The organism is Microbacterium sp. TWP3-1-2b2 (assembly GCF_049896145.1).
In the GTDB taxonomy this organism is placed as follows: domain Bacteria; phylum Actinomycetota; class Actinomycetes; order Actinomycetales; family Microbacteriaceae; genus Microbacterium.
Genome location: NZ_JAFCTS010000001.1, coordinates 1,715,083 through 1,734,883, shown reverse-complemented (window position 1 = coordinate 1,734,883; position 19,801 = coordinate 1,715,083). Strand labels below are relative to the sequence as shown.

The window sequence follows — 19,801 nt, the reverse complement described above, 5'->3', positions numbered from 1 at the left end:
CGCGGCGCCCGGGTCAGATCCCCGCGCCGCCCCAGTTCATCGACTCGGTGTAGCGCAGCAGCACGCCCTCGCGAAGGGCCCACGGCGACACTTCGAGCTCGTCGATGTCGAGCATCTTCATGGCGGTGTGCAGCGAGACCGCAGCCGCGACGATCTGGAACGTGCGGTCTGGGGTGATTCCGGGGAGCTCCTGGCGGGCGGATGCTGGAATCCGGGCGAGCCGCGGAATCCAGGACTTCAACGCCGAGCGCGAGAGCACGGTGCGGTCGAACCCGAGCCCTGACACCTCGCGACCTGCGAGGTTCGCCAGTGACCGGATCGCCTTCGACGAGCCCACCATATGATCCGGATCGGGGAGGGCGTTGAGCTTCGCAGCCACAGGCGCGAGCACCTCGGCGGCGTGCGCGCGCAGCCGCTCGACAGCATCCGCGCCCGGCGGGTCCTCCGGCAAGAACTGGACGGTCATACGTCCGGCACCGAGCGGAACGGATGCCGCGACCTCAGGCGCTTCGTCGCCACCTGCCGCGAACTCGAACGATCCTCCGCCGATGTCGAGCAGCAGAATGCGTCCGGCATCCCACCCGAACCAGCGCCGCACGGCGAGGAAGGTGAGCTCCGCCTCTTCGACGCCCGTGAGTACCTGCAGTGGCTGGCCGAGTGCAGCCTCGATGCGGGCGATGACCTCATCGCCGTTGAGCGCCTCGCGCACGGCGCTGGTGGCCGTCGCCAGCAGAGTCTCGACGCGCTCAGTGGTCGCGATCTCGCGCGCCCTGGTGACGGCCGCTTCCAGCGCCTGCACGCCTTCTTCGCTGATCGCGCCCTCCGGTGTGAGGTACCGCATCAGGCGCACCACCGTGCGATCGCTCGTCGTCGCGAGCGGACGGCCACCGGGGCGGGCATCCGCAGCGAGAAGATGGACGGTGTTCGAACCGATGTCGAGGATTCCCAGGCGCACGGGTTGAGCGTACTCGCTCGGCGCCTTCGGTCACGGGTCGTCGGTCGCGGCGACTATGACAGGCGGGTGAGACCTAGGGGCGTCCCATGCCGAAGTACGACCAGCCGGCGGCACGCCACGCGGCGGCGTCGAAGCCGTTGCGCCCGTCGACGACGACGCGCCCCGCAGTGAGCGATGAAGCGTGCTCGGGGGTGAGATCACGGCGGTACTCGTCCCACTCCGTGACCATCACGACAGCATCAGCGTCGCGGATCGACTCATCACGGGAGGGCTCGTACGTGAGCTGAGGATGCAGGCGGCGGGCGTTGTCGATGGCCTGCGGGTCGGTGACGACGACGTTCGCACCGAGGCCGTTCAGCCGCACGGCGACATCGAGAGCGGGGGAGTCGCGCACGTCGTCGCTGAACGGCTTGAACGCGGCACCGAGCACGGCGACCTTCTTGCCGAACACCCTGCCGCCCAGCGCGTCGATGACCAACTGCACCGCGCGGTCGCGGCGGCGGAGGTTGATGGCGTCGACTTCGCGAAGGAAGTTCACCGATTCGCCTCGCCCGAGCTCTTCGGCGCGGGCCGCGAACGCGCGGATGTCCTTCGGCAGGCATCCTCCGCCGAATCCGATGCCTGCTCCGAGGAAGCGTCGGCCGATGCGCACGTCGTGTCCGATCGCGTCGGCGAGCTGGGTGACATCGGCGCCGGTGACCTCGGCGATCTCCGCCATCGCGTTGATGAACGAGATCTTCGTGGCGAGGAACGCGTTCGCCGCGACCTTGACGAGCTCGGCCGTCGCGTAGTCCGTGATCATGAACGGCGTGCCCTTGGCGACCGCCGGGTGATAGACCTCCCGCAGCACAGCAGCGGCGCGCTCGCCATCCGCAGTCGCCGGAACGCCGGCGACCAGGCGGTCGGGGTCGATCGTGTCCTGCACAGCCCAGCCCTCACGCAGGAACTCGGGGTTCCACGCCAGGGTCGCGCCGACGGCCTCGACAAGAGGAGCGAGGACGGCGGCAGTGCCGACCGGGACGGTGGACTTGCCGGCGACGATGTCGCCAGGGCGCACATGCGGCAGCAGCGACTCGAAGGCCGCGTTGACGTGACTCATGTCGGCCGCGTGCCCGTCCTGCTGCTGCGGAGTGCCGACTCCGACGAAGTGCACTGCGGCGCCTTCAGCTGCCGCGATGTCGGTGGTGAAGGAGAGCCGGCCGGATTCGACGCCTTCCGTGAGAATCTCCGGCAGCCCGGGCTCGAAGAACGGCGCCTCACCGCGTGAGAGTGCATCGATCTTCCGGGGGTCGAGGTCGATGCCGACCACCTCGTGCCCGATCGATGCCATGGCTGCAGCGTGCACAGCCCCCAGATACCCGCAACCGATGACCGACAAGCGCACGATGCATTCCCCTTCCCCAGGCGTCGACACCCTCATCATGGCGCATCCGGGCGGCGAAGGCACCCGTCGATTTCGACAGGGATGGGGATGGGAGAGCCGCAGCATCCGCTTCGATACGATGTAACGCGTGACCACCGCCGACCCCACACTGCCCCTGTCGCCGTATCGAGAGATCGGGCGCGCGGAATGGGCGCGATTGGCGGCCGGCCTGGATCAGCCGCTGAGCGAGACCGAAGTGGTCGAACTCCGCGGACTCGGCGACCGGCTGAGCCTGGACGAGGTGCGCGAGGTCTATCTGCCACTGAGTCGGCTGCTCAGCCTGTACGCATCATCGACCAAGCAGCTCGGTGCGGCGACCAGTTCGTTCCTGCAGGAGACCGACACGACCACTCCGTTCGTCGTCGGTGTCGCTGGATCCGTCGCCGTGGGCAAGTCGACCATCGCGCGACTGCTGCGCGAGCTGATGAGCCGCTGGCCGGGCACGCCGCGGGTCGAACTCGTCACCACCGACGGCTTCCTCTACCCGAACGCCGAGCTCGAGCGCCGCGGACTCATGGAGCGCAAGGGGTTCCCCGAGTCGTACGACCGCCGTGCGCTGCTGTCGTTCCTCACCGAGGTGAAGTCGGGGGCTCCTGAGGTGCGCGCTCCGTTCTACTCGCACATGCGGTACGACATCGTGCCCGATGCTCACGTAGTGGTGCGTCGCCCCGACGTCGTGATCGTCGAAGGCCTGAACGTGCTGCAGCCGCCGCCCGTGCCGAACGACGTCGCAGTGAGCGACCTGTTCGACTTCTCGGTCTTCGTGGACGCCGACAGCTCGCACATCGAGAAGTGGTACGTCGACCGGTTCCTCGCGCTGCGCAAGGGCGCGTTCAGCAACCCGTCGTCGTACTTCAACGTGTTCGCGCATCTGACGGACGAAGAAGCCGTCACCACGGCCCTCGGCTACTGGAACGACATCAACATGCCCAACCTCATCGAGAACGTGATGCCCACCAGGCACCGCGCGAGCCTCGTTCTGAACAAGGGCGCCGACCACAACGTCGAGAGCGTGCTGCTGCGCAAGCTCTGAGGTGGTCGATGGGGGCGCCGTAGGCGTCGCTCGTTCTCGTGAGGTGTCGCTGGTTGTCGTGTTGCGGCGGATTTGGCGGCCATCTGCGCCACCTTCCGCGGCGAAGGGTGCGAGGGCGGCGAGGGGTGCGGGAGCCGCACCACCTTGCGCCCGGCCAGCACCCTTGACGTGCGCGGCATCCGCGTCGGTATGCTCACCGCATGGGGATCAGAACTGGGGTCATCGGGGGCGGAATCGTGGGGGTGGCGCTCGCGCGCGCTCTCAGCCAGCGCGGCGACGAGGTCACCGTGCTCGAGAAGGAGTCGCGGCTCGCCGCTCACCAGACGGGTCACAACTCCGGGGTCGTGCACGCCGGGCTGTACTACGCGCCGGGGTCGCTGAAGGCCACGCTCTGCGCGGCGGGGCGTGAACAGCTGCGCGAGTTCTGCGAAGTGAAGCGCCTGCCGTACCGCGAGGTCGGAAAGCTCGTCGTCGCCGTCGACGAGAGCGAACTCGGCGCGCTGGACGAGATCGAGCGGCGATCGCGTGCGAACGGTGTGCCCGACCTGGAGCGCATCGACGACACCGCGCGCATCGCGGAGCTCGAGCCGCACGCACGCGGCGTCGCAGCCGTGCATTCGCCGCACACCGCCGTCGTGGACTACACGTCGATCACCGAAGCACTTGCGCAGGACGTGCGAGCGGCGGGTGGCAGAATCCTTCTCGGCCATGAGGTGACCGGGATCACCGCAGAACGAGGCCGCGTGAGCGTGCGCACCGCCGTCTCAGACCATGTGTTCGACCGCCTCATCGTCTGCGCTGGACTGCACTCCGACGTCGTCGCGCGGTTCGTCGGCGCTGATCCGTCGCCGAAGATCCTGCCCTTCCGCGGCGAGTACTGGGCGCTGCGCCCGGAACGGACAGAGCTCGTGCGCGGAATGATCTACCCGGTCCCTGATCCGCGCTTCCCGTTCCTCGGTGTGCACTTCACTCGTGGTGTCTACGACGACGTGCATGTCGGCCCGAACGCCGTCCCTGCTCTCGCCCGTGAGGGCTACAACTGGCGCCGACTGTCGGTGAAGGACACCTGGGAGTCACTGCGCTGGCCGGGTGCAGTGCCGCTGGCCAAGCAGCACTGGCGCATGGGGATCGACGAGATCAGCGCGTCGATTCTGAAGCCACGGTACTTCCGGAAGGCGCAGCGTTTCATCCCTGAGCTGCGGATGTCAGACCTGCGCCGCACCGACGCCGCGGGCGTTCGGGCCCAGGCCTGGGGGAGAGGTGGCGAACTGCTCGACGATTTCGCCATCGACCAGGTCGGTGCGGTCACGCTCGTGCGCAACGCGCCGTCGCCCGCCGCCACGAGTTCGATGGCGATCGCGGACCACCTGCTGACGCTGCTCTGATCCGCGACGGCATCCGCAGGTTCGTTCGGACGACTCGCAAAATTTGCCGCTTATTCTTGTGACCATGTGTGGAATCGTCGGATACGTGGGCCCTCGCCCCAGCCAGGACATCCTTCTCGCCGGCCTTGCCCGTCTTGAATACCGTGGCTATGACTCTGCTGGTGTCGCCGTCATCGACGGCAACGGCGACCTCGGCATGCGCAAGAAGGCCGGCAAGCTCAGCATGCTGCGCGACTCGCTCGCCGACGCGCCGCTCGGCGACGGCACCACCGGCATCGGGCACACCCGTTGGGCGACCCACGGCGGTCCGACCGACGTCAACGCGCACCCCCACCTCGCCGATGACGACAAGCTCGCCGTCATCCACAACGGCATCATCGAGAACTTCTCGGCTCTCCGCGAAGAACTGCTCGCCGAAGGCGTCACGTTCCGCAGTGAGACCGACACCGAGGTCGCCGCAGCCTTCCTCGGCCGCGAGTACGCCAAGAGCGGCAACCTGCAGGACGCGTTCCAGAACGTCGTGAACCGCCTCGAGGGTGCGTTCACGCTGCTCGCGATGCACGAGGACCACCCCGGTCTCGTCGTCGGCGCCCGCCGCAACTCCCCGCTCGTGATCGGCCTCGGCGAGGGCGAGAACTTCCTCGGATCCGACGTCGCCGCATTCGTCGAGCACACCCGCAAGGCGCTCGCCATCGGCCAGGACCAGATCGTCTCGATCACCCCTGACGCCGTCACGGTGACCGACTTCGACGGCAACTCCGTCGAGGCAGAGCCGTTCGACGTGTCGTGGGATGCCGCCGCCGCAGAGAAGGGCGGATGGTCATCCTTCATGGCCAAGGAGGTCGCGGAGCAGCCGGAGGCGGTCGCGAACACGATCCTCGGCCGCGTGCACGACGGCCAGGTCGTCATCCCCGAGCTCGATGGACTCGACGAGCTCTTCATCGGCATCAACCGTGTGATCATCACGGCCTGCGGCACGGCATCCTATGCAGCCCTCGTCGGAAAGTACGCGATCGAGCAGTGGGCACGCGTTGCGACCGATGTCGAGCTCGCGCACGAGTTCCGCTACCGCGACCCGGTGATCGGCGACGACACGCTCGTCATCTCGATCAGCCAGTCCGGCGAGACCATGGACACGCTCATGGCCGTCAAGTACGCCCGTGAGCGCGGTGCCCGCACCCTCTCGATCTGCAACACGCAGGGTGCGACGATCCCTCGCGAATCGGATGCCGTCGTCTACACCCACGCGGGCCCAGAGGTCGCCGTGGCATCGACCAAGGCGTTCTCGGCGCAGATCACCGCGCTGCTGCTGCTCGGCCTGCACATGGGGCGCGTGCGCCAGACGCTGACCGATGACACCGCGGTCGAAGAGCTCGCGACACTGCCGGAGAAGATCGCCAGCGTGCTGGAGAAGGAGCACGACCACGTGTCGCAGCTCGCCGGCTGGATGGCGGACACCCGCTCCGTGCTGTTCCTCGGCCGCCACGTCGGCTACCCGATCGCGCTCGAGGGTGCGCTCAAGCTCAAGGAGATCTCGTACATCCACGCCGAGGGCTTCGCCGCCGGTGAGCTCAAGCACGGTCCGATCGCGCTCATCGAGCCCGGCCAGCCCGTGTTCGTGCTCGTGCCGTCGCCGCGTCACTCCGCGCTGATCCACTCCAAGGTCGTCTCGAACATCCAGGAGATCCGCGCTCGCGGCGCCCGAGTGATCGTCATCGCCGAAGAGGGCGATGCCGCGGTGCTTCCGTTCGCGGACGAGGTCATCCACATCCCGCTCGCCGGCGCCATGTTCGAGCCGGTGCTCTCCGTGGTGCCGCTGCAGATCTTCGCGATGGCCCTGGCCACGGCCAAGGGTCTGGACGTCGACCAGCCGCGTAACCTCGCGAAGTCCGTCACGGTCGAGTAGTCGCTCTCGCTGAGACCCCGTCTTCCCGTCGAGACCCCGTCGTATTGACGTCAATACGCTGGGGTCTCGGCGTTTACCGGGGGTCTCACCGCTCGGTCGCGGGCGCCCCGGTAGGCTGGAGCGGTGATACTCGGGACCGGAATCGACCTCGTCGACATACCGCGGTTCGAGCGCACCATGTCCCGCACTCCGCGGCTCATGGAGCGGCTCTTCGCTCCGTCGGAGCGCACACTACGGCTCCCGTCGCTCGCCGCGCGCTACGCCGCGAAGGAAGCGCTGATCAAGGCGCTCGGTGGGTCGGACGGCGTGCACTGGACCGAGATCGAGATCGCGTCAGAACCCTCCGGGCGACCGCATTTCCTGCTCACCGGCACCACTGCTGACGCGGTGAAGGACAAGGGCATCCTGAACCTCCACCTGACGATGTCGCACGACGCCGGCCTCGCCACTGCCTTCGTCGTCGCCGAGGGAGCCCCGCTGTGAGCTCGCAGACCGTCCCGTTCCGCGAGGCCACCATCGAGATGGATGCCATCGCCGACAACACCCGGCATCTCCGGCGCCTCACCGGAGTCGACGTCATCGCCGTCGTCAAGGCCAACGCGTACGGCCACGGGGCGGCTCCTGCCGCCGTCGCCGCGCTCTCGGGCGGAGCCACCAGACTCGGTGTCGCCGAGATCGCCGAAGCGATCGACCTGCGCCGACAGGGCATCAACGCCCCGATCGTCGCCTGGCTGCATGAGCCGGGCCAGCGCTTCGAGTCGGCAGCGGCGCACCGCATCGAGGTCGGCATCTCATCGTTCGATCAGCTCGAGGCCGCTGGTGCTGCAGCCGGCGCCGACGGTCCGCTGGGCGTGCACCTGAAGCTCGAGACCGGACTCTCGCGCAACGGCGTCGCGCCCGGCGACTGGGGTCGTGTCTTCGCTGAAGCCGCACGGCTCGAACGCATCGGACGCATCCACGTCATCGCCCTCTTCAGCCACCTCTCCAACACCTCTCGTGACGACGACCTCGAGGCCCTCGCCAGGTTCGAGCAGGGGACTGCTGCTGCAGCATCCGCCGGTATCCGGCCCGAGATCCGGCACATCGCCGCCACGGCCGCCGCGATCGACCACCCGGAGACCCGACTGGATGCCGTGCGCATCGGGATCGGCATCTACGGGCTCTCGCCGTTCGATGACCGCTCATCCGCCGACCTCGGGCTGCGTCCGGCGATGACCCTGCGCGGAGCCGTCGCCGCTGTGCGACGCGTCCCAGCCGGTGCGGGAGTCTCGTACGGATACGACCACCGGACGAACCATGACACGACGCTCGCCCTGATTCCGCTCGGATATGCCGACGGCATCCCGCGCCAAGCATCCGGTCGCGGCCCCGTCATGATCAACGGGCGCAGGTTCTCGGTCGCCGGACGCGTCGCCATGGACCAGTTCGTCGTCGACGTCGGAGACTCGCACGTCGCGGTCGGCGACGAGGTCGTGGTGTTCGGCGACCCCACGCTCGGTGCGCCGTCGGCGACCGAATGGGCGAACGCCGCGAGCACCATCAATTACGAGATCGTCACGCGCATCGGCAATCGAGTGCCCCGGCGGAGCGCATGATCGACCCGGCCTTCCTCGGACGCCGCGCGATCGCGACATCGCAGGACATGGAGCACCTCGGCCTCGTCATCGGCGAGCAGCTGGAAGCCGGTGATCTTCTCGTGCTCACCGGCCCGCTCGGCGCGGGGAAGACGACGTTCACCCGTGGCCTCGCCTCAGGGCTGGGCGTGCGCGGTCCTGTGCAGAGTCCGACGTTCGTGATCGCACGCACGCATCCGTCGCTCGTCGGCCGCGCCCCGCTCGTGCATGTGGACGCGTATCGGCTGGGATCCGCAGCAGAGCTCGACGACGTCGACATCGACTTCGCGCGGTCGGTCGTGGTGATCGAGTGGGGCCGCGAGATGGCTCCGTCGATCGCAGATGCCTGGTGGGACATCGAGATCGAGCGCCCGGTCGGCGCCGCCGGGGACGACGTGGCCGACGAGGATCTGGATGCTGACGCTCCACGCGCCGTGACGATCGAGCGCGTCGCGTCGGGGGACGCTCCGACTCGCTGACGCTCGGTCAACGACCCGCAGAGTCCGTCCGGACCCCTACGGCTCCTGCGACTCCCGGCGCTTGGCGAGCGCCTCGAAGATCGCCCGTTCGGCATCCGCACCGGAGTCGGCAGCGGCGGAGACGTTCTCTGCGACGACGGCATCCACGATCTCGGAGCGCTGAATCCGCGTCTCCCGCGGCGCGTTCACGCCGATCCGGACGCTGTCGCCCTTGATGTCGAGCAGCGTGACCTCGATATCGCCGTCGATGCGTACGCTCTCACCGATCCGCCTCGTCAACACCAGCATCAGATCAGCCTACCGGTCGACGGGCTCAGGGACCCGCCGACGAGCTCTGGGATCAGCCGACGGGCTCAGGGAGCGGCCAGCGCAGAACCGACCGCCGTCTGAAGCGACGGGCTGTCACGGACGACCCCGACCGTCTCGATCGTCAGCGACGCGGATGTCGCCTCGTTGTACGAGAGCACCGGGAGCCCGTCGGTCTGCGCAGACACCAGGCGTCGAACGGCGGCGCGCAGCGTCGGGGCGCAGACCAGCACCGGCTCGCCGTCCGTCACTGCGGCAGCCGCCTGCTTCAGCGAGCCGATCACGGCCTCCAGCCTCTGCGGGTCGAACACGATCTGCGTCCCGTCATCGCCGGCGCGCATGCTCTCCAGCATCGACTGCTCCAGCAGCGGGTTGATCATGATGACGCGCAACTTGCCGTCATCCGCGAATCGGGCGGCGATCGCGGGGCCGAGCGCCGTGCGGGCCGCCTCGATCAGGCCTTCCGGGTCGGTCGCCACCTTGGCGCGCAGCGCCAGTGCCTCGTAGATACGGCTGAGGTCGTTGATCGGCACGCGCTCGGAGAGCAGCCCCTGCAGCACCCGCTGCACCTCGGCGAGCGACAGCAATGCGGGCGTGAGCTCCTCGACGGCGGCAGGGGAGACCTGCTTGAGCGCGTCGGTGAGCTGACGCACATCCTCGCGGCTGAGCAGACGCGCGGCGTTGGCCTGGATCACGCTCGACAGGTGCGTGATGATGACGCTGGCACGGTCGATGACCGTCGCGCCGGCGAACTCGGCGCTGTGGCGCATCTCCATCGGGATCCACTTGCCCTCCAGCCCGAACACCGGATCGACCGCAGCGGCGCCGGGCAGAGCATCCAGCCCCTGGCCCAGAGCGAGGACCGATCCTGGAGGGGCGGTGCCGCGGCCGGTCTCGACTCCGGCGATGCGGATGGCGTAGCTCGACATCGGCAGTTCGACGCTGTCGCGGGTGCGCACCGGCGGCACCACGATCCCGAGGTCGAGGGCGATTCGGCGCCGCAGCGCCTTGACCCTGGCGAGCAGGTCGTCGGGACCGCCGGTCACGAGGTCGACGATGTTCGGGGCGAGCTGGATCTCCAGCGCATGCACCCGCATCTTCTCGATCAACTCGTCCGGCTGATCCGACGGGGGAGTGCCGCCCCCGTCTGTCTGCGCGGCTGCCGCGGCATCGGCGCGCGCCTGAGTGACCTTGACCCGCTGCGCGGCCAGCAGCAGCAGCGCCCCGATGGTCACGAACGGCAGGATCGGCATCCCGGGGATGAGCGCCATCACGATCGCGGCGCATCCGGCGATGATCAGGGCGTTGCGCGACTGGCCGAGCTGCGCGGTCGCGGCCTGTCCCATCTCTGTCTCGACGTTCGACCGCGTCACGATCATGCCCGTCGACACCGCCATCAGCAGCGCAGGGATCTGCGTGACAAGGCCGTCGCCGATCGTGAGCAGGCTGTACGTGCTCACTGCCTCTTCGATGTCCATGCCGTGCTGGACCAACCCGATCGCGATGCCGCCGATGAGGTTGATGATGATGATCACCAGGCCGGCGATCGCATCGCCCTTCACGAACTTCGATGCACCGTCCATCGCGCCGTAGAAGTCCGCCTCTGCGGCGACCTCTGCACGACGCTCGCGCGCCTGCACATCGGTGATGAGCCCGGCGTTCAGATCGGCATCGATCGCCATCTGCTTGCCCGGCATGGCGTCCAGCGTGAAGCGGGCTCCCACCTCAGCGACGCGCTCCGCACCCTTGGTGACGACGACGAACTGGATCACGACGAGGATCAGGAACACCACGGCGCCGATGATGAGCGATCCGCCGACGGCGATGGCACCGAACGCCTCGATCACCTGTCCCGCGTACGCCTCTCCGAGCACGAGACGCGTCGAGGCGACGTTCAACCCGAGGCGAAACAGCGTGGCCACCAGCAGCAGCGACGGGAACACCGAGAAGTCGAGCGGCTTCCTCACGAACATCGACGTGAGCAGGATCACGAGCGCGAACATGATGTTGAGGATGATGAGAGCATCCAGCAGGAACGGCGGAACGGGCACGACGAGCAGCATGATGATGCCGACCACGCCGACCGGCACGGCGAGTTTGTTCAGCAGTGAATTCATACGGTTCTCCTGTGGGGAAGAGAGTGGATGCCGCGCGCGGCTCCGCGCTTTCGCAGACTGTCGACGAACACGAGCACGCGTGCCACCGAGGTGTACAGATCAGCAGGGATCTCCTGCCCGAGATCGCAAGCGGCGAACAGGGCGCGGGCGAGCAGGACTTCCCGCACCATCGGCACACCGGCGGCCGCAGCACGCTCGCGGATGCGATCGGCGATGACGCCGGTGCCCTTCGCAACGACCTTCGGTGCGGACCGGCCGACCTCGTACCGCAGGGCGACAGCCACATGCGTCGGGTTGACCAGCACGACGTCGGAGCCGGCGACGGCAGAGATCATGCGATTGCGGCTGATCGCGAGCTGTCGTGATCGGCGCTGCTGGCGGATGAGGGGGTCGCCCTCGCTGTTCTTGTTCTCATCGCGCACCTCGCGCTTGGTCATGCGCGTGTGCTTGGTGTTGCGCCGCATCACGACGAACACGTCGATGGCCGCCAGGGCGAGCCCGACCGCGATCGCGGTCTGCAGCAGTGCGGCTCCGCCTTCGGTGGCGATGCCGAGCAGACGGCTGATCGAGTGCGCGCCGCTGGCCGAGAGCACAGGCATGAGGCCGGCGATCACGATCCACAGCGCGATGCCGATCGCGGCAGTCTTCAGCAGCGCTTTCGCGCCCTCCCACAGCGCCTGCATCCCGAACACGCGCTTGACGCCGGAGACGATGTTGAACTGCTCGAACTTGCCGCTGAAGCGGCGAACGTGCACGCCACCCTGCACCGCGGCGCCCAGCAGAGTGACGATGGCGACGGCGGCGAGCATCACGCCGAGGGTCGGGAGCACCGAGCCGAGCCCGAGCCCGAGCGCTCCCAGCGCTGCGGCAGGCGATGGTGCGTGCACGATCGAGCTCAGCGAGATCAACTGCTCTGTACCAGCCGATGCACCCGACTGCATGGCAGCGGGTAGAGCGATCGCCGCCGCCCCGATCCCCAGCCATGCGGTGAGGTCCTGGCTGCGGGACAGCCGACCCTTCTGCCGTGCCTCTCGCAGGTGCTTGTCTGTGGCCTTCTCGCTGCGTTCGCCGCTGTCGTTGCTCATGACTGCACCCCCCTGAGCATGCGGAGGGCCTCGGATGTCAGCGCGTCGACCAGCCCTGGCAGGGCGATGAACACCATCCCGGCGAGCATCAGGGTCAGCAGGATCTTCACGGGGAAGCCCATCGCGAAAGCGTTCAGCGCCGGTGCGACGCGGGTGATCAGGCCGAGGCCGACGTCGGCGAGGAAGAGCACCAGCGCCAGGGGGCCGGCGATCTGCACTGATGCCAGCACCATCTGCGAGACGCCGTCGACGAGGAGCTCCGCCGGTCCTGAGACCTCGAAGATGCCGTCGACGGGCACCGCTTCGAAGCTGCGCGCGAGTCCGGCGAGGATGACCTGGTACCCGCCGGAGGAGAACAGCAGCGCCAGGGCCGAGAGGTGGAACAACCGCGTGAACTGGGCGCCGTTGACGAGCGAATGCGGATCGAACGCCTGCGCGAGCTGGAAGCCACCGAACACGTCGATCAGGTTCCCGGCCGCCTGCAGCGCGGAGAAGCACACCAGCACGAGGAATCCCAGCAGTGCGCCGGTGAGCACCTGCACGGTCAGCGCGCCCAGAAACGGTGCAGTGGCGAGGTTTTCGTACCCAGGCGCGACGGCGCCGCCCATCACAAGGGACAACGCGATCGCCAGCATCGCCTTGATGCGCATCGGAATCGCGCCGTAGGAGAACGGTGGAGCGATCACGATGAAGGCCGTGATGCGCACGGCGGCGAGCATCGTGGCTTCCAACCAGGCGAAGTCGATCGGGATGTTCACGTCATCCGCCGCTCAGCAGCATCGGAATGCGCTCGAACATGTCATTCGTGAACGCGATCATCTCGGCGATCATCCAGTTGCCGGCGATCAGGAGCGCGATGCCGACCGCGACGATCTTCGGTACGAACGACAGCGTCACCTCCTGCACCTGGGTGATCGACTGCAGTAGTGAGATGGCGAAGCCGACGACCAGGGCGGTGATCAGGATGGGGGCGGCCAGCTTGGCGGCGATGATCAGACCCTGTGTGCCGATGTCGAGCACCGCTTCGGGGCTCATCCGACTCCTCCGTAACTCTCCAGGAGCGCACGGATGATCAGGCCCCACCCGTCGACCAGGATGAACAGCAGGATCTTGAACGGCAGCGAGATCATCACCGGCGGAAGCATCATCATGCCCATGGACATGAGGGCCGCAGCCACGACGAGGTCGATCACGAGGAACGGCACGAAGATCACGAACCCGATGATGAATGCGGCGCGCAGCTCCGAGATCATGAACGCGGGGATCAGCGTGTAAAGCGGCACGCTCTGCGCATCCGCCGGATTGTCCTGCCCGGCGATCCGCGACATCAGCGCGAGGTCCTCCTCGCGCGTGTACGCCAGCATCCATTCCTGCAGCGGAGCCTGTCCGACGTCGAACGCCTGCGTGAACGTGAGCGTGCCCTCGATGTACGGCTGCACCGCCACCGTGTTGATCTCTCCGAGCACCGGCCACATGATGAACAGCGACAGGAAGAGAGCCAGTCCCGCCAGCACCTGGTTCGGCGGGATGCTGGGCAGCGACAGCGCGTTGCGCGTCATGGCGAGCACGACGAAGATCTTCGTGAACGACGTCATCATCAGCAGCAGCGCGGGTGCGACCGAGAGCAGTGTGATGCCCAGCAGCGTCAGGATCGCATCCGAAGGCGAGCCGTCGACGCCGTTGAAGTCGATCGAGAGCAGGGGCAGCACGCTCATCGGGAGCGCCGGATGGCCTCGGCGGTCTGCCGCCAGGTCTCAGGGGAGATGATGGATCCCTTGAGCGGGTCGCTGCGGTGCCGCACGCGAAGGCGCGCCGACGACGCATGGGTCTGCGGTCGTGAAGACGGCACCGTCGATTCACCGAGCAGGATGCGGTCGAATTCCTCGGCATTCGAGACGACGGGCTCATCCTGCGCGCTGACGACGGGCGGATGCTGTGCCGCCGTGTCCTGTGCGAGGACCGCGCCGGCGGCATCCGCGCCCGCGTCTGAAAGAGGCAGACGATCCACGACGCTGACCCCGTGCTCCGTGACGCCGAGCACGTAGCGGGCGTCCGCGGTCTGCACCATGACGAGCTGCGCCTTCGCTCCGAGGCCCTGCCTGCCCAGCACCGTGATCGCCTCGGCGTCACGCTTGCGCGACGACTGGCGCGAGAAGCGCCGCTGCAGGTACCAGAGCAGCCCGAGCACCGCCGCCAGCGAGAGGGCGACGCGCAGTACGACGAGCAGATCGTCCAATCAGGCCTCGACGTTCTCGAGAATCCGGGTGATGCGCACCGCGTAGTCCTGGTCGACGACGACGATCTCGCCGTGCGCGATGATGCGGCCGTTGAGCTTCACGTCTGCGGGTGCACCGGCAGACCTGTCGAGCTCGACGACGCGGCCCGGCTCGAGATCGAGCACGTCGCGCACGGCCATGCGGGTGCGACCGACCTCGACCGTGAGTTCCATCTCGACGCCCGCGATGCGATGCAGTCGTCGCGACGACGTGGCGGCGCTCATCGGCGTGCGGGTCACACGAACGGCCAGACGTCCGATCGTGCGGTCGGTCTCATCCTGGAGATCGAACAGCTGCGTCGAGGGGTGCGAGAAGATCGGCGAGGCGTCGCCGATGCGGGCGTCGCCGATGGCTCCGGGGCCGAGGGCGCCGGCTGACGCCTCCAGCGCATCGTGCAGCCGGTCCGCGAGCGAGGCGTTCGGCAGCCCGTCGATGAGCACCTCTGGATCGAGGATCTGCACGGCCAGGTCTGCGCTGGCCTCTCCGACGTAGCTGACGACCACGGCGTCGCCGGTGTCTCCTGAGGCCTGTGAGGGGCGCACGGTGGTGGGCGCTGCGGTGGGCAGCCTCGCCGCGAATGCGGCGGCGATCGCGGATTCGTAGGCGGTGGTGCTGGTCACGCGGACTCCTCAGGGGTGGGATCGGGGACGGTCGTCGTCACGACGCAGGCGAGGCGCGCACCGGCGGAGCCGACGGCGGCTGTGGCGACCGGCTGGTCGCCGACGACGAGGAGCAGGGGGCGATCAGCCGCGTGCGGCAGCGACAGCACGTCGCCGACGGACAGCCCGAGCACATCGCGCGGAATCACGCTGCGCGATGCGAGGCGCAGGGAGAGCTCGACCGGCGACTGCTCGACCTGGCGGCGGATGAGTCCGGGTGTCGCCGAGCGGTCGACTTCGGAGATGCGGCTGGTGAAACCCGCGAGCACGGATGCCGGCAGCATGATGCTCGTCGGCACCGTGCGCCCGCCCAGACGCATCGAGAACTGCGCGATGAGGACCGGCTCTGATGCGGCCGCCACCTGCGCGAACTGCGAGCTGTACTGGATGCCGGCGATGGTGATCCCCTGCGGAAGCAGTCCGTCCATGGCAGCGGTGAGCAGTGCGATGGCATCCGTCATCAGCGAGCCGATCAGAGCCTGCTCGATCGGCGTGAACGTGCGCTCCTCGGTCGAGCCGGTCGGCCGACCGCCGACCATCTGGACGATCCACGACGTCGCCGCCGAGGAGGGGAACTGCACGATCATCCGCTCGGCGGAGTCGGGGAAGGCGCACACGACGAGCGTCGTGGTGGTCGGCAGCGACTGTGCGTACTCGCCGTACGTCTGCATCGTCACGTTCTCGACCGTGACGGTCGCCCGCACTCGGATCTTGGCCGAGAGCTCGGCTGCCCATTGTCTGGAGAACGTCTCGAACGCCAGTTCCAGCGCCCGTGCGTGCTCGCGCGAGAGCGTCGCCGATCGACCGAAGTCGTATACCTCGATTTCGGCGGTCGCTGAGACCGCGCCCGCAGGCACGTCAGAGGGCGCGCTGTCCTGGATCACCACGAAAGCCACTATCGGGTGAGGATCGGCGCGCGTAAGGCGACGAGTCGTCAGGGGCTCGGCTTGGAGCCTCCCGCCGAAGACTGGACCGACGGGATGAGCGTGCGCACCTCCTCTTTCACCTGAGAGAGGACGACGATGTCGACTCGTCGATTCTTCGCTAGAGCGTCAGGGCTGGACCCGTCCGCGATCGGGCGGGTGTCGGCGTAGCCGACGGATTTCACATGGTCGGGTGGGAGGCCGCCGGACTCGACGAGATGCCGGAGCACCTGCGTCGAGCGGCCGGACGACAACTCCCAGTTCGTCGCGAACGGGGCAGTGGCGACGCGGTGATCAGCGTGACCTTCGACCGAGATATCGTTCGGGACGGTGACCAGCACGGTGCCGAGCGCGTCGAGCACCGAGACGGCCTTGCCGCTGAGGTTGGTGCTGTTGGTCTCGAAGAAGGTCTCGGCGCTGACGAGACCGATCGTGAGACCACGGTCGTCGATGGTGAAGGTGACGTCGGCTTCCAGTCCGTTCTGGGCGAGCACATCGCGCAGTTTGTCGCGCAGCGCGGAGAGCTCTTCGAACTCGACGACGGCGGCGTTCAGGTCGGGGTCGGCGGGTTCGCCATTCTCATCGACGAGCTCCGGCGGGACGACGACGCCCTCGGCCACGTCGGCGAACTCCGACGGATCCTGTCCGAACCCGGTCGCGAGCGACGCGCTGAGGGCTTCGAACTTCTTCTGGTCGACAGTGGACATCGCGAACAGCACGATGAACAGGCACATGAGCACCGTGATCATGTCGAGGTAGGACGCCATCCAGCGCTCGTCGGGCCCGCTGTGCTCCTCGTGCGGCACCTGTCGCCGCGTCCGGACGCTCATGGCGTCGGTGCCGGATCCGCTGCCCCTCGGTCCGCACCCCTGCGGTTGGATTTCGTCGGCGGCTGCGCGACGAGTGCTCGGAGGCGCTCGCCCACGAACTGCGGCGGGGACCCTGCCTGGACGGCCAGCATGCCCTCCATGACCAGGGTCATCCGCTCGACCTCCAGCTCACCCAGCCGCTGGAGCCGGCCACCGATGGGGAGCCAGATGAAGTTCGCCGACAACAGGCCCCACAGCGTCGCGACGAAAGCGGCGGCGATCATGTGCCCCAGCTCGTCGGGCTGGTTGAGGTTCTCGAGCACGTGCGTCAGCGAGACGACGGTTCCGACGATGCCGACCGTCGGTGCGAACCCGCCGAGGGTCATGTAGAACTTGGATGCCGTGCGGTTGCGCGCCGCAGCAGAGGAGATCTCATCCTCCATCAGCGTGCGCAGGTCTTCGGCATCCACACCGTCGGCGATGCTCTGCAGTGACTGGCGCAGGAACGGATCCGTCTCGTCGCCCAGTGACTGCTCGAGGGCGAGGAGGCCCTGGGAGCGTGCTGTGTCGGCGTAGCCGACGATCTGGTCGATCATGCCGGCTGCCGTCCGGCGATCACCGCGGAACGCGCGCGGCAGGGCCTTGATCGCGTTCAGGAAGTCGCGGATCGTTCCCGTTGCGATGCCGACGGCGATGGTTCCGCCGAAGACGAGGATCATGGGCGCCGGCAGCAGGAGAGCGGTGATCGAGGCGCCCTCGATGCCGATCATGGCCAGCAGGGCGCCGAAGGCGAGAACGAGGCCGATGATGAGGGAGGGATCCATCAGCGCACCGCCTCGGCGTCGTCGGCCTCGGACGTGTCGGTGAGGGTCCAGCTCGCTGCAGCGGCAAGAACGCTCGCACGGTAGCGAGTGATCTTCGCGATCAGATCGTCCATCGTCTCGGTGACGACGAATGTCGCCCCGTCGACCATGATGATCGTGGTGTCGGGCGTGGCTTGGATCCGCTCGATCAGGTCAGGGTTCAGCGCGAACCGGGACTGGTTCAGGCGCGTGACGACGATCATGGGCTCCATCCTGGAAATTCTGTCCCCGCACCGAAGGCCGAGGACCGCACGGCCCGTCCTGGGCCGTCGTGGGTGACTGTCGGCTGCCGGTCGCCGTGCGTTAGCGCGGCGACCGGAGCCGGATCAGCGCTTCAGGTTCGTCAGCTCCTGCAGCACCTCGTCGCTCGTCGTGATGATGCGCGCGTTCGCCTGGAACCCGCGCTGAGCCACGATGAGGTTGGTGAACTCCTGCGAGAGATCGACGTTCGACATCTCGAGAGCGCCGCTGATGACGCCGCCGAGCCCATCGGTACCGGCGAAACCGATCGTGGGCTGGCCCGAGTTGCCGCTCGGCCGGAACTGCGAGGAGCCGGCCTTCTCGAGTCCGCCAGGGTTGACGAAACCTGCCAGAGCGAGGCGGGCGAGCACTGCTGTCTCACCGTTGCTGAAGGTGCCGACGAGGCTGCCGTCGTTCGTCAGCGCGTACGAGCTGAGCGTGCCGGCGGCCTTGCCGTTCTGCTCGGTGATCGCAACATCGCTGACGTCGGCGAAGCCGGTCACCTTCGCCAGGTCGACCGTGATGCCTCCTGATACCAGCGAGCCGCTCCCGGTCTGCACGCCGTCGACGAAGGCGAGCGATGTGGTCGCTCCGGAACCGTCGGCGACGTCCCAGCCGGTGGCGGTCCGCGTGAACGTCAGGCGCAGGGAGCTCTCCGTTCCGGTGGCGTCGTAGACCTGCACGTCGCGCACGAGCTGCGTGCCGACGGCCGACTCTGATGGCAGGTTGCCGGTGACGGCAGCGCCGGTCGTCGCCGTAGCCGGGCTCAGCGCCCCGACCGGGAGGGTGATGCTGCCGACGCCCTGGCCGGGCACGATCGCGCCGTTCTGCGCTGTCCAGCCCTGGACGAGTGCACCGTCGGCGGAGACCAGCTTGCCGCTGGCGTCGAACGAGAAGCCGCCGTTTCGGGTGTACAGCGTCTCGCCGCCGGACTGCACGACGAAGAAGCCGTCGCCGACGATCATGAGGTCGGTGGGAACACCTGTCGGCTGCGGAGCGCCAGCGGCGAAGTTGGTGCTGATTCCGGCGACCTGCACGCCGAGGCCGACCTGGGCGGGGTTCTGACCCCCGGCACCCTGCTGGGGCATCATCGAGTTCTGCAGCAGCTGCGAGAGGGAGTCCTGGAACTGCACGGCGGACGCCTTGAAGCCCGTGGTGTTGACGTTGGCGATGTTGTTACCGGTGACATCGAGCATGGTCTGGTGCGAGCGCAGACCCGAGATGCCGGCGAACAGGGAGCGGAGCATGATGGTGCCTTTCTGAAGGGGTGGGTCTGAGGATCAGGGGACGAGCTTGAGGCCGGAGACGGAATCCAGCGGGACGGCGGTGTCGCCGATGGTGACGAGGGGGACGCCGCTGGCGAACGAGACGGCCGTGACGATGCCCGACTTCTCCACGCCCTTGGCGTCGACGTATTGCGCTTCCTGCCCGATGAGGGCGGCGGCCGTCTGCCGCATGCTGAGAGCGAAGTTCTCCGTCGTCGTCGTGGCGAGGGCGGTGAGCTGCTCCATCGATGCCAACTGGGTGGTCTGGGAGATCATCTCGTTGGTGTTCATCGGAGAGCTCGGGTCCTGGTTGGTCAGCTGCGTGACCAGCAGTTTCATGAAGACCTCGGAGTCGAGCGTCTGCTTGCGCTCGGTCGCGGGTGTCGTCGTGCCGTTGTGCAGGCCGCTTGTGGGGACGGTCGATGCCGCGTTGATCGCGTCGACAGTGGTCATGGGATTCCTCT

The 19,801-nt window shown here is 67.8% G+C and carries 22 protein-coding genes; 6 read left to right on the top strand and 16 right to left on the bottom strand.

Annotation, left to right across the window (positions count from 1 at the left end; translation table 11 throughout):
* Positions 1-13 precede the first annotated feature (13 nt).
* The gene (locus ACP7AR_RS08605; RefSeq protein WP_426184729.1) at positions 14-955 is read right to left on the bottom strand and encodes a Ppx/GppA phosphatase family protein; all 942 of its coding nucleotides are present in this window, start codon (positions 953-955) and stop codon (positions 14-16) included.
* A 73-nt stretch (positions 956-1,028) separates the two neighbouring features.
* Positions 1,029-2,339, bottom strand: coding sequence for a UDP-glucose dehydrogenase family protein (locus ACP7AR_RS08600; RefSeq protein ID WP_426184727.1), 1,311 nt, complete (start codon positions 2,337-2,339; stop codon positions 1,029-1,031).
* A 127-nt stretch (positions 2,340-2,466) separates the two neighbouring features.
* On the opposite strand from ACP7AR_RS08600, the gene coaA reads away from it, so the two are divergent.
* The 6 genes from coaA (at position 2,467) to tsaE (ending at position 8,794) form a co-directional block, all read left to right on the top strand.
* Complete coding sequence (coaA, locus tag ACP7AR_RS08595; RefSeq protein ID WP_426184725.1) at positions 2,467-3,411, top strand: type I pantothenate kinase; 945 nt, start codon at positions 2,467-2,469, stop codon at positions 3,409-3,411.
* 200 nt (positions 3,412-3,611) lie between these two features.
* Complete coding sequence (gene lhgO, locus ACP7AR_RS08590; protein WP_426184723.1) at positions 3,612-4,796, top strand: L-2-hydroxyglutarate oxidase; 1,185 nt, start codon at positions 3,612-3,614, stop codon at positions 4,794-4,796.
* Between the two features lie 64 nt (positions 4,797-4,860).
* Positions 4,861-6,702: a glutamine--fructose-6-phosphate transaminase (isomerizing) gene (glmS, locus tag ACP7AR_RS08585; RefSeq protein WP_426184721.1), complete on the top strand. Its 1,842-nt coding sequence runs from the start codon at positions 4,861-4,863 to the stop codon at positions 6,700-6,702.
* 123 nt (positions 6,703-6,825) lie between these two features.
* Complete coding sequence (locus ACP7AR_RS08580; RefSeq protein WP_426184719.1) at positions 6,826-7,185, top strand: holo-ACP synthase; 360 nt, start codon at positions 6,826-6,828, stop codon at positions 7,183-7,185.
* A gap of 38 nt (positions 7,186-7,223) precedes the next feature.
* Positions 7,224-8,297, top strand: coding sequence for an alanine racemase (gene alr, locus ACP7AR_RS08575; protein ID WP_426187696.1), 1,074 nt, complete (start codon positions 7,224-7,226; stop codon positions 8,295-8,297).
* A complete protein-coding gene (tsaE, locus tag ACP7AR_RS08570) occupies positions 8,294-8,794 on the top strand; it encodes a tRNA (adenosine(37)-N6)-threonylcarbamoyltransferase complex ATPase subunit type 1 TsaE (RefSeq protein ID WP_426184718.1) in 501 nt (166 codons plus the stop codon). Before alr ends, tsaE begins: the two co-directional genes overlap by 4 nt.
* Before the next feature lie 36 nt (positions 8,795-8,830).
* Here the strand turns inward: tsaE and csrA are convergent, their stop codons facing one another.
* From csrA to ACP7AR_RS08500, 14 genes are all read right to left on the bottom strand, one after another.
* On the bottom strand, positions 8,831-9,082 hold the full coding sequence (gene csrA, locus ACP7AR_RS08565; protein WP_426184717.1) for a carbon storage regulator CsrA: 252 nt from the start codon (positions 9,080-9,082) through the stop codon (positions 8,831-8,833).
* A 65-nt stretch (positions 9,083-9,147) separates the two neighbouring features.
* A complete protein-coding gene (locus tag ACP7AR_RS08560; protein WP_426184716.1) occupies positions 9,148-11,217 on the bottom strand; it encodes a flagellar biosynthesis protein FlhA in 2,070 nt (689 codons plus the stop codon).
* On the bottom strand, positions 11,214-12,302 hold the full coding sequence (locus ACP7AR_RS08555; RefSeq protein ID WP_426184715.1) for an EscU/YscU/HrcU family type III secretion system export apparatus switch protein: 1,089 nt from the start codon (positions 12,300-12,302) through the stop codon (positions 11,214-11,216). Before ACP7AR_RS08555 ends, ACP7AR_RS08560 begins: the two co-directional genes overlap by 4 nt.
* Positions 12,299-13,060, bottom strand: a complete 762-nt coding sequence (locus ACP7AR_RS08550) for a flagellar biosynthetic protein FliR (RefSeq protein ID WP_426184713.1) — start codon at positions 13,058-13,060, stop codon at positions 12,299-12,301. The genes ACP7AR_RS08555 and ACP7AR_RS08550 overlap by 4 nt, the downstream gene beginning before the upstream one ends.
* Position 13,061: 1 nt before the next feature.
* Positions 13,062-13,337 (bottom strand): flagellar biosynthesis protein FliQ, encoded by a 276-nt coding sequence (gene fliQ / locus ACP7AR_RS08545; protein ID WP_426184711.1) that lies wholly within the window; start codon positions 13,335-13,337, stop codon positions 13,062-13,064.
* A complete protein-coding gene (fliP, locus tag ACP7AR_RS08540) occupies positions 13,334-14,017 on the bottom strand; it encodes a flagellar type III secretion system pore protein FliP (protein ID WP_426184709.1) in 684 nt (227 codons plus the stop codon). The genes fliQ and fliP overlap by 4 nt, the downstream gene beginning before the upstream one ends.
* Complete coding sequence (locus tag ACP7AR_RS08535) at positions 14,014-14,538, bottom strand: FliO/MopB family protein (protein ID WP_426184707.1); 525 nt, start codon at positions 14,536-14,538, stop codon at positions 14,014-14,016. The genes fliP and ACP7AR_RS08535 overlap by 4 nt, the downstream gene beginning before the upstream one ends.
* A complete protein-coding gene (gene fliN, locus ACP7AR_RS08530) occupies positions 14,539-15,198 on the bottom strand; it encodes a flagellar motor switch protein FliN (RefSeq protein ID WP_426184705.1) in 660 nt (219 codons plus the stop codon). It abuts the gene before it with no gap.
* Entirely contained in the window at positions 15,195-16,124 is a 930-nt protein-coding gene (locus tag ACP7AR_RS08525; RefSeq protein ID WP_426184704.1) for a flagellar motor switch protein FliM, read from the bottom strand. Before ACP7AR_RS08525 ends, fliN begins: the two co-directional genes overlap by 4 nt.
* Before the next feature lie 47 nt (positions 16,125-16,171).
* Entirely contained in the window at positions 16,172-16,990 is an 819-nt protein-coding gene (locus ACP7AR_RS08520; RefSeq protein WP_426184702.1) for an OmpA/MotB family protein, read from the bottom strand.
* Positions 16,987-17,793 (bottom strand): motility protein A, encoded by an 807-nt coding sequence (locus tag ACP7AR_RS08515; RefSeq protein ID WP_426184700.1) that lies wholly within the window; start codon positions 17,791-17,793, stop codon positions 16,987-16,989. The genes ACP7AR_RS08520 and ACP7AR_RS08515 overlap by 4 nt, the downstream gene beginning before the upstream one ends.
* Positions 17,793-18,044, bottom strand: a complete 252-nt coding sequence (locus tag ACP7AR_RS08510; RefSeq protein WP_426184698.1) for a flagellar FlbD family protein — start codon at positions 18,042-18,044, stop codon at positions 17,793-17,795. Before ACP7AR_RS08510 ends, ACP7AR_RS08515 begins: the two co-directional genes overlap by 1 nt.
* A 114-nt stretch (positions 18,045-18,158) precedes the next feature.
* The gene (locus ACP7AR_RS08505) at positions 18,159-19,319 is read right to left on the bottom strand and encodes a flagellar hook protein FlgE (RefSeq protein WP_426184696.1); all 1,161 of its coding nucleotides are present in this window, start codon (positions 19,317-19,319) and stop codon (positions 18,159-18,161) included.
* Positions 19,320-19,352: 33 nt separating this feature from the next.
* On the bottom strand, positions 19,353-19,790 hold the full coding sequence (locus ACP7AR_RS08500) for a flagellar hook assembly protein FlgD (RefSeq protein WP_426184694.1): 438 nt from the start codon (positions 19,788-19,790) through the stop codon (positions 19,353-19,355).
* Positions 19,791-19,801: the final 11 nt, after the last annotated feature.

Excerpts from the sequence above, each read along its gene's own strand:
- ACP7AR_RS08560 (WP_426184716.1), bottom strand. The coding sequence starts at position 11,217 with ATGAATTCACTGCTGAACAAACTCGCCGTGCCGGTCGGCGTGGTCGGC.
- glmS (WP_426184721.1), top strand. The coding sequence starts at position 4,861 with ATGTGTGGAATCGTCGGATACGTGGGCCCTCGCCCCAGCCAGGACATC.
- ACP7AR_RS08505 (WP_426184696.1), bottom strand. The coding sequence starts at position 19,319 with ATGCTCCGCTCCCTGTTCGCCGGCATCTCGGGTCTGCGCTCGCACCAG.
- ACP7AR_RS08500 (WP_426184694.1), bottom strand. The coding sequence starts at position 19,790 with ATGACCACTGTCGACGCGATCAACGCGGCATCGACCGTCCCCACAAGC.
- fliQ (WP_426184711.1), bottom strand. The coding sequence starts at position 13,337 with ATGAGCCCCGAAGCGGTGCTCGACATCGGCACACAGGGTCTGATCATC.
- ACP7AR_RS08555 (WP_426184715.1), bottom strand. The coding sequence starts at position 12,302 with ATGAGCAACGACAGCGGCGAACGCAGCGAGAAGGCCACAGACAAGCAC.
- alr (WP_426187696.1), top strand. The coding sequence starts at position 7,224 with ATGGATGCCATCGCCGACAACACCCGGCATCTCCGGCGCCTCACCGGA.
- fliP (WP_426184709.1), bottom strand. The coding sequence starts at position 14,017 with ATGAGCGTGCTGCCCCTGCTCTCGATCGACTTCAACGGCGTCGACGGC.
- tsaE (WP_426184718.1), top strand. The coding sequence starts at position 8,294 with ATGATCGACCCGGCCTTCCTCGGACGCCGCGCGATCGCGACATCGCAG.
- csrA (WP_426184717.1), bottom strand. The coding sequence starts at position 9,082 with ATGCTGGTGTTGACGAGGCGGATCGGTGAGAGCGTACGCATCGACGGC.
- ACP7AR_RS08515 (WP_426184700.1), bottom strand. The coding sequence starts at position 17,793 with ATGGATCCCTCCCTCATCATCGGCCTCGTTCTCGCCTTCGGCGCCCTG.
- ACP7AR_RS08510 (WP_426184698.1), bottom strand. The coding sequence starts at position 18,044 with ATGGAGCCCATGATCGTCGTCACGCGCCTGAACCAGTCCCGGTTCGCG.
- ACP7AR_RS08520 (WP_426184702.1), bottom strand. The coding sequence starts at position 16,990 with ATGAGCGTCCGGACGCGGCGACAGGTGCCGCACGAGGAGCACAGCGGG.
- lhgO (WP_426184723.1), top strand. The coding sequence starts at position 3,612 with ATGGGGATCAGAACTGGGGTCATCGGGGGCGGAATCGTGGGGGTGGCG.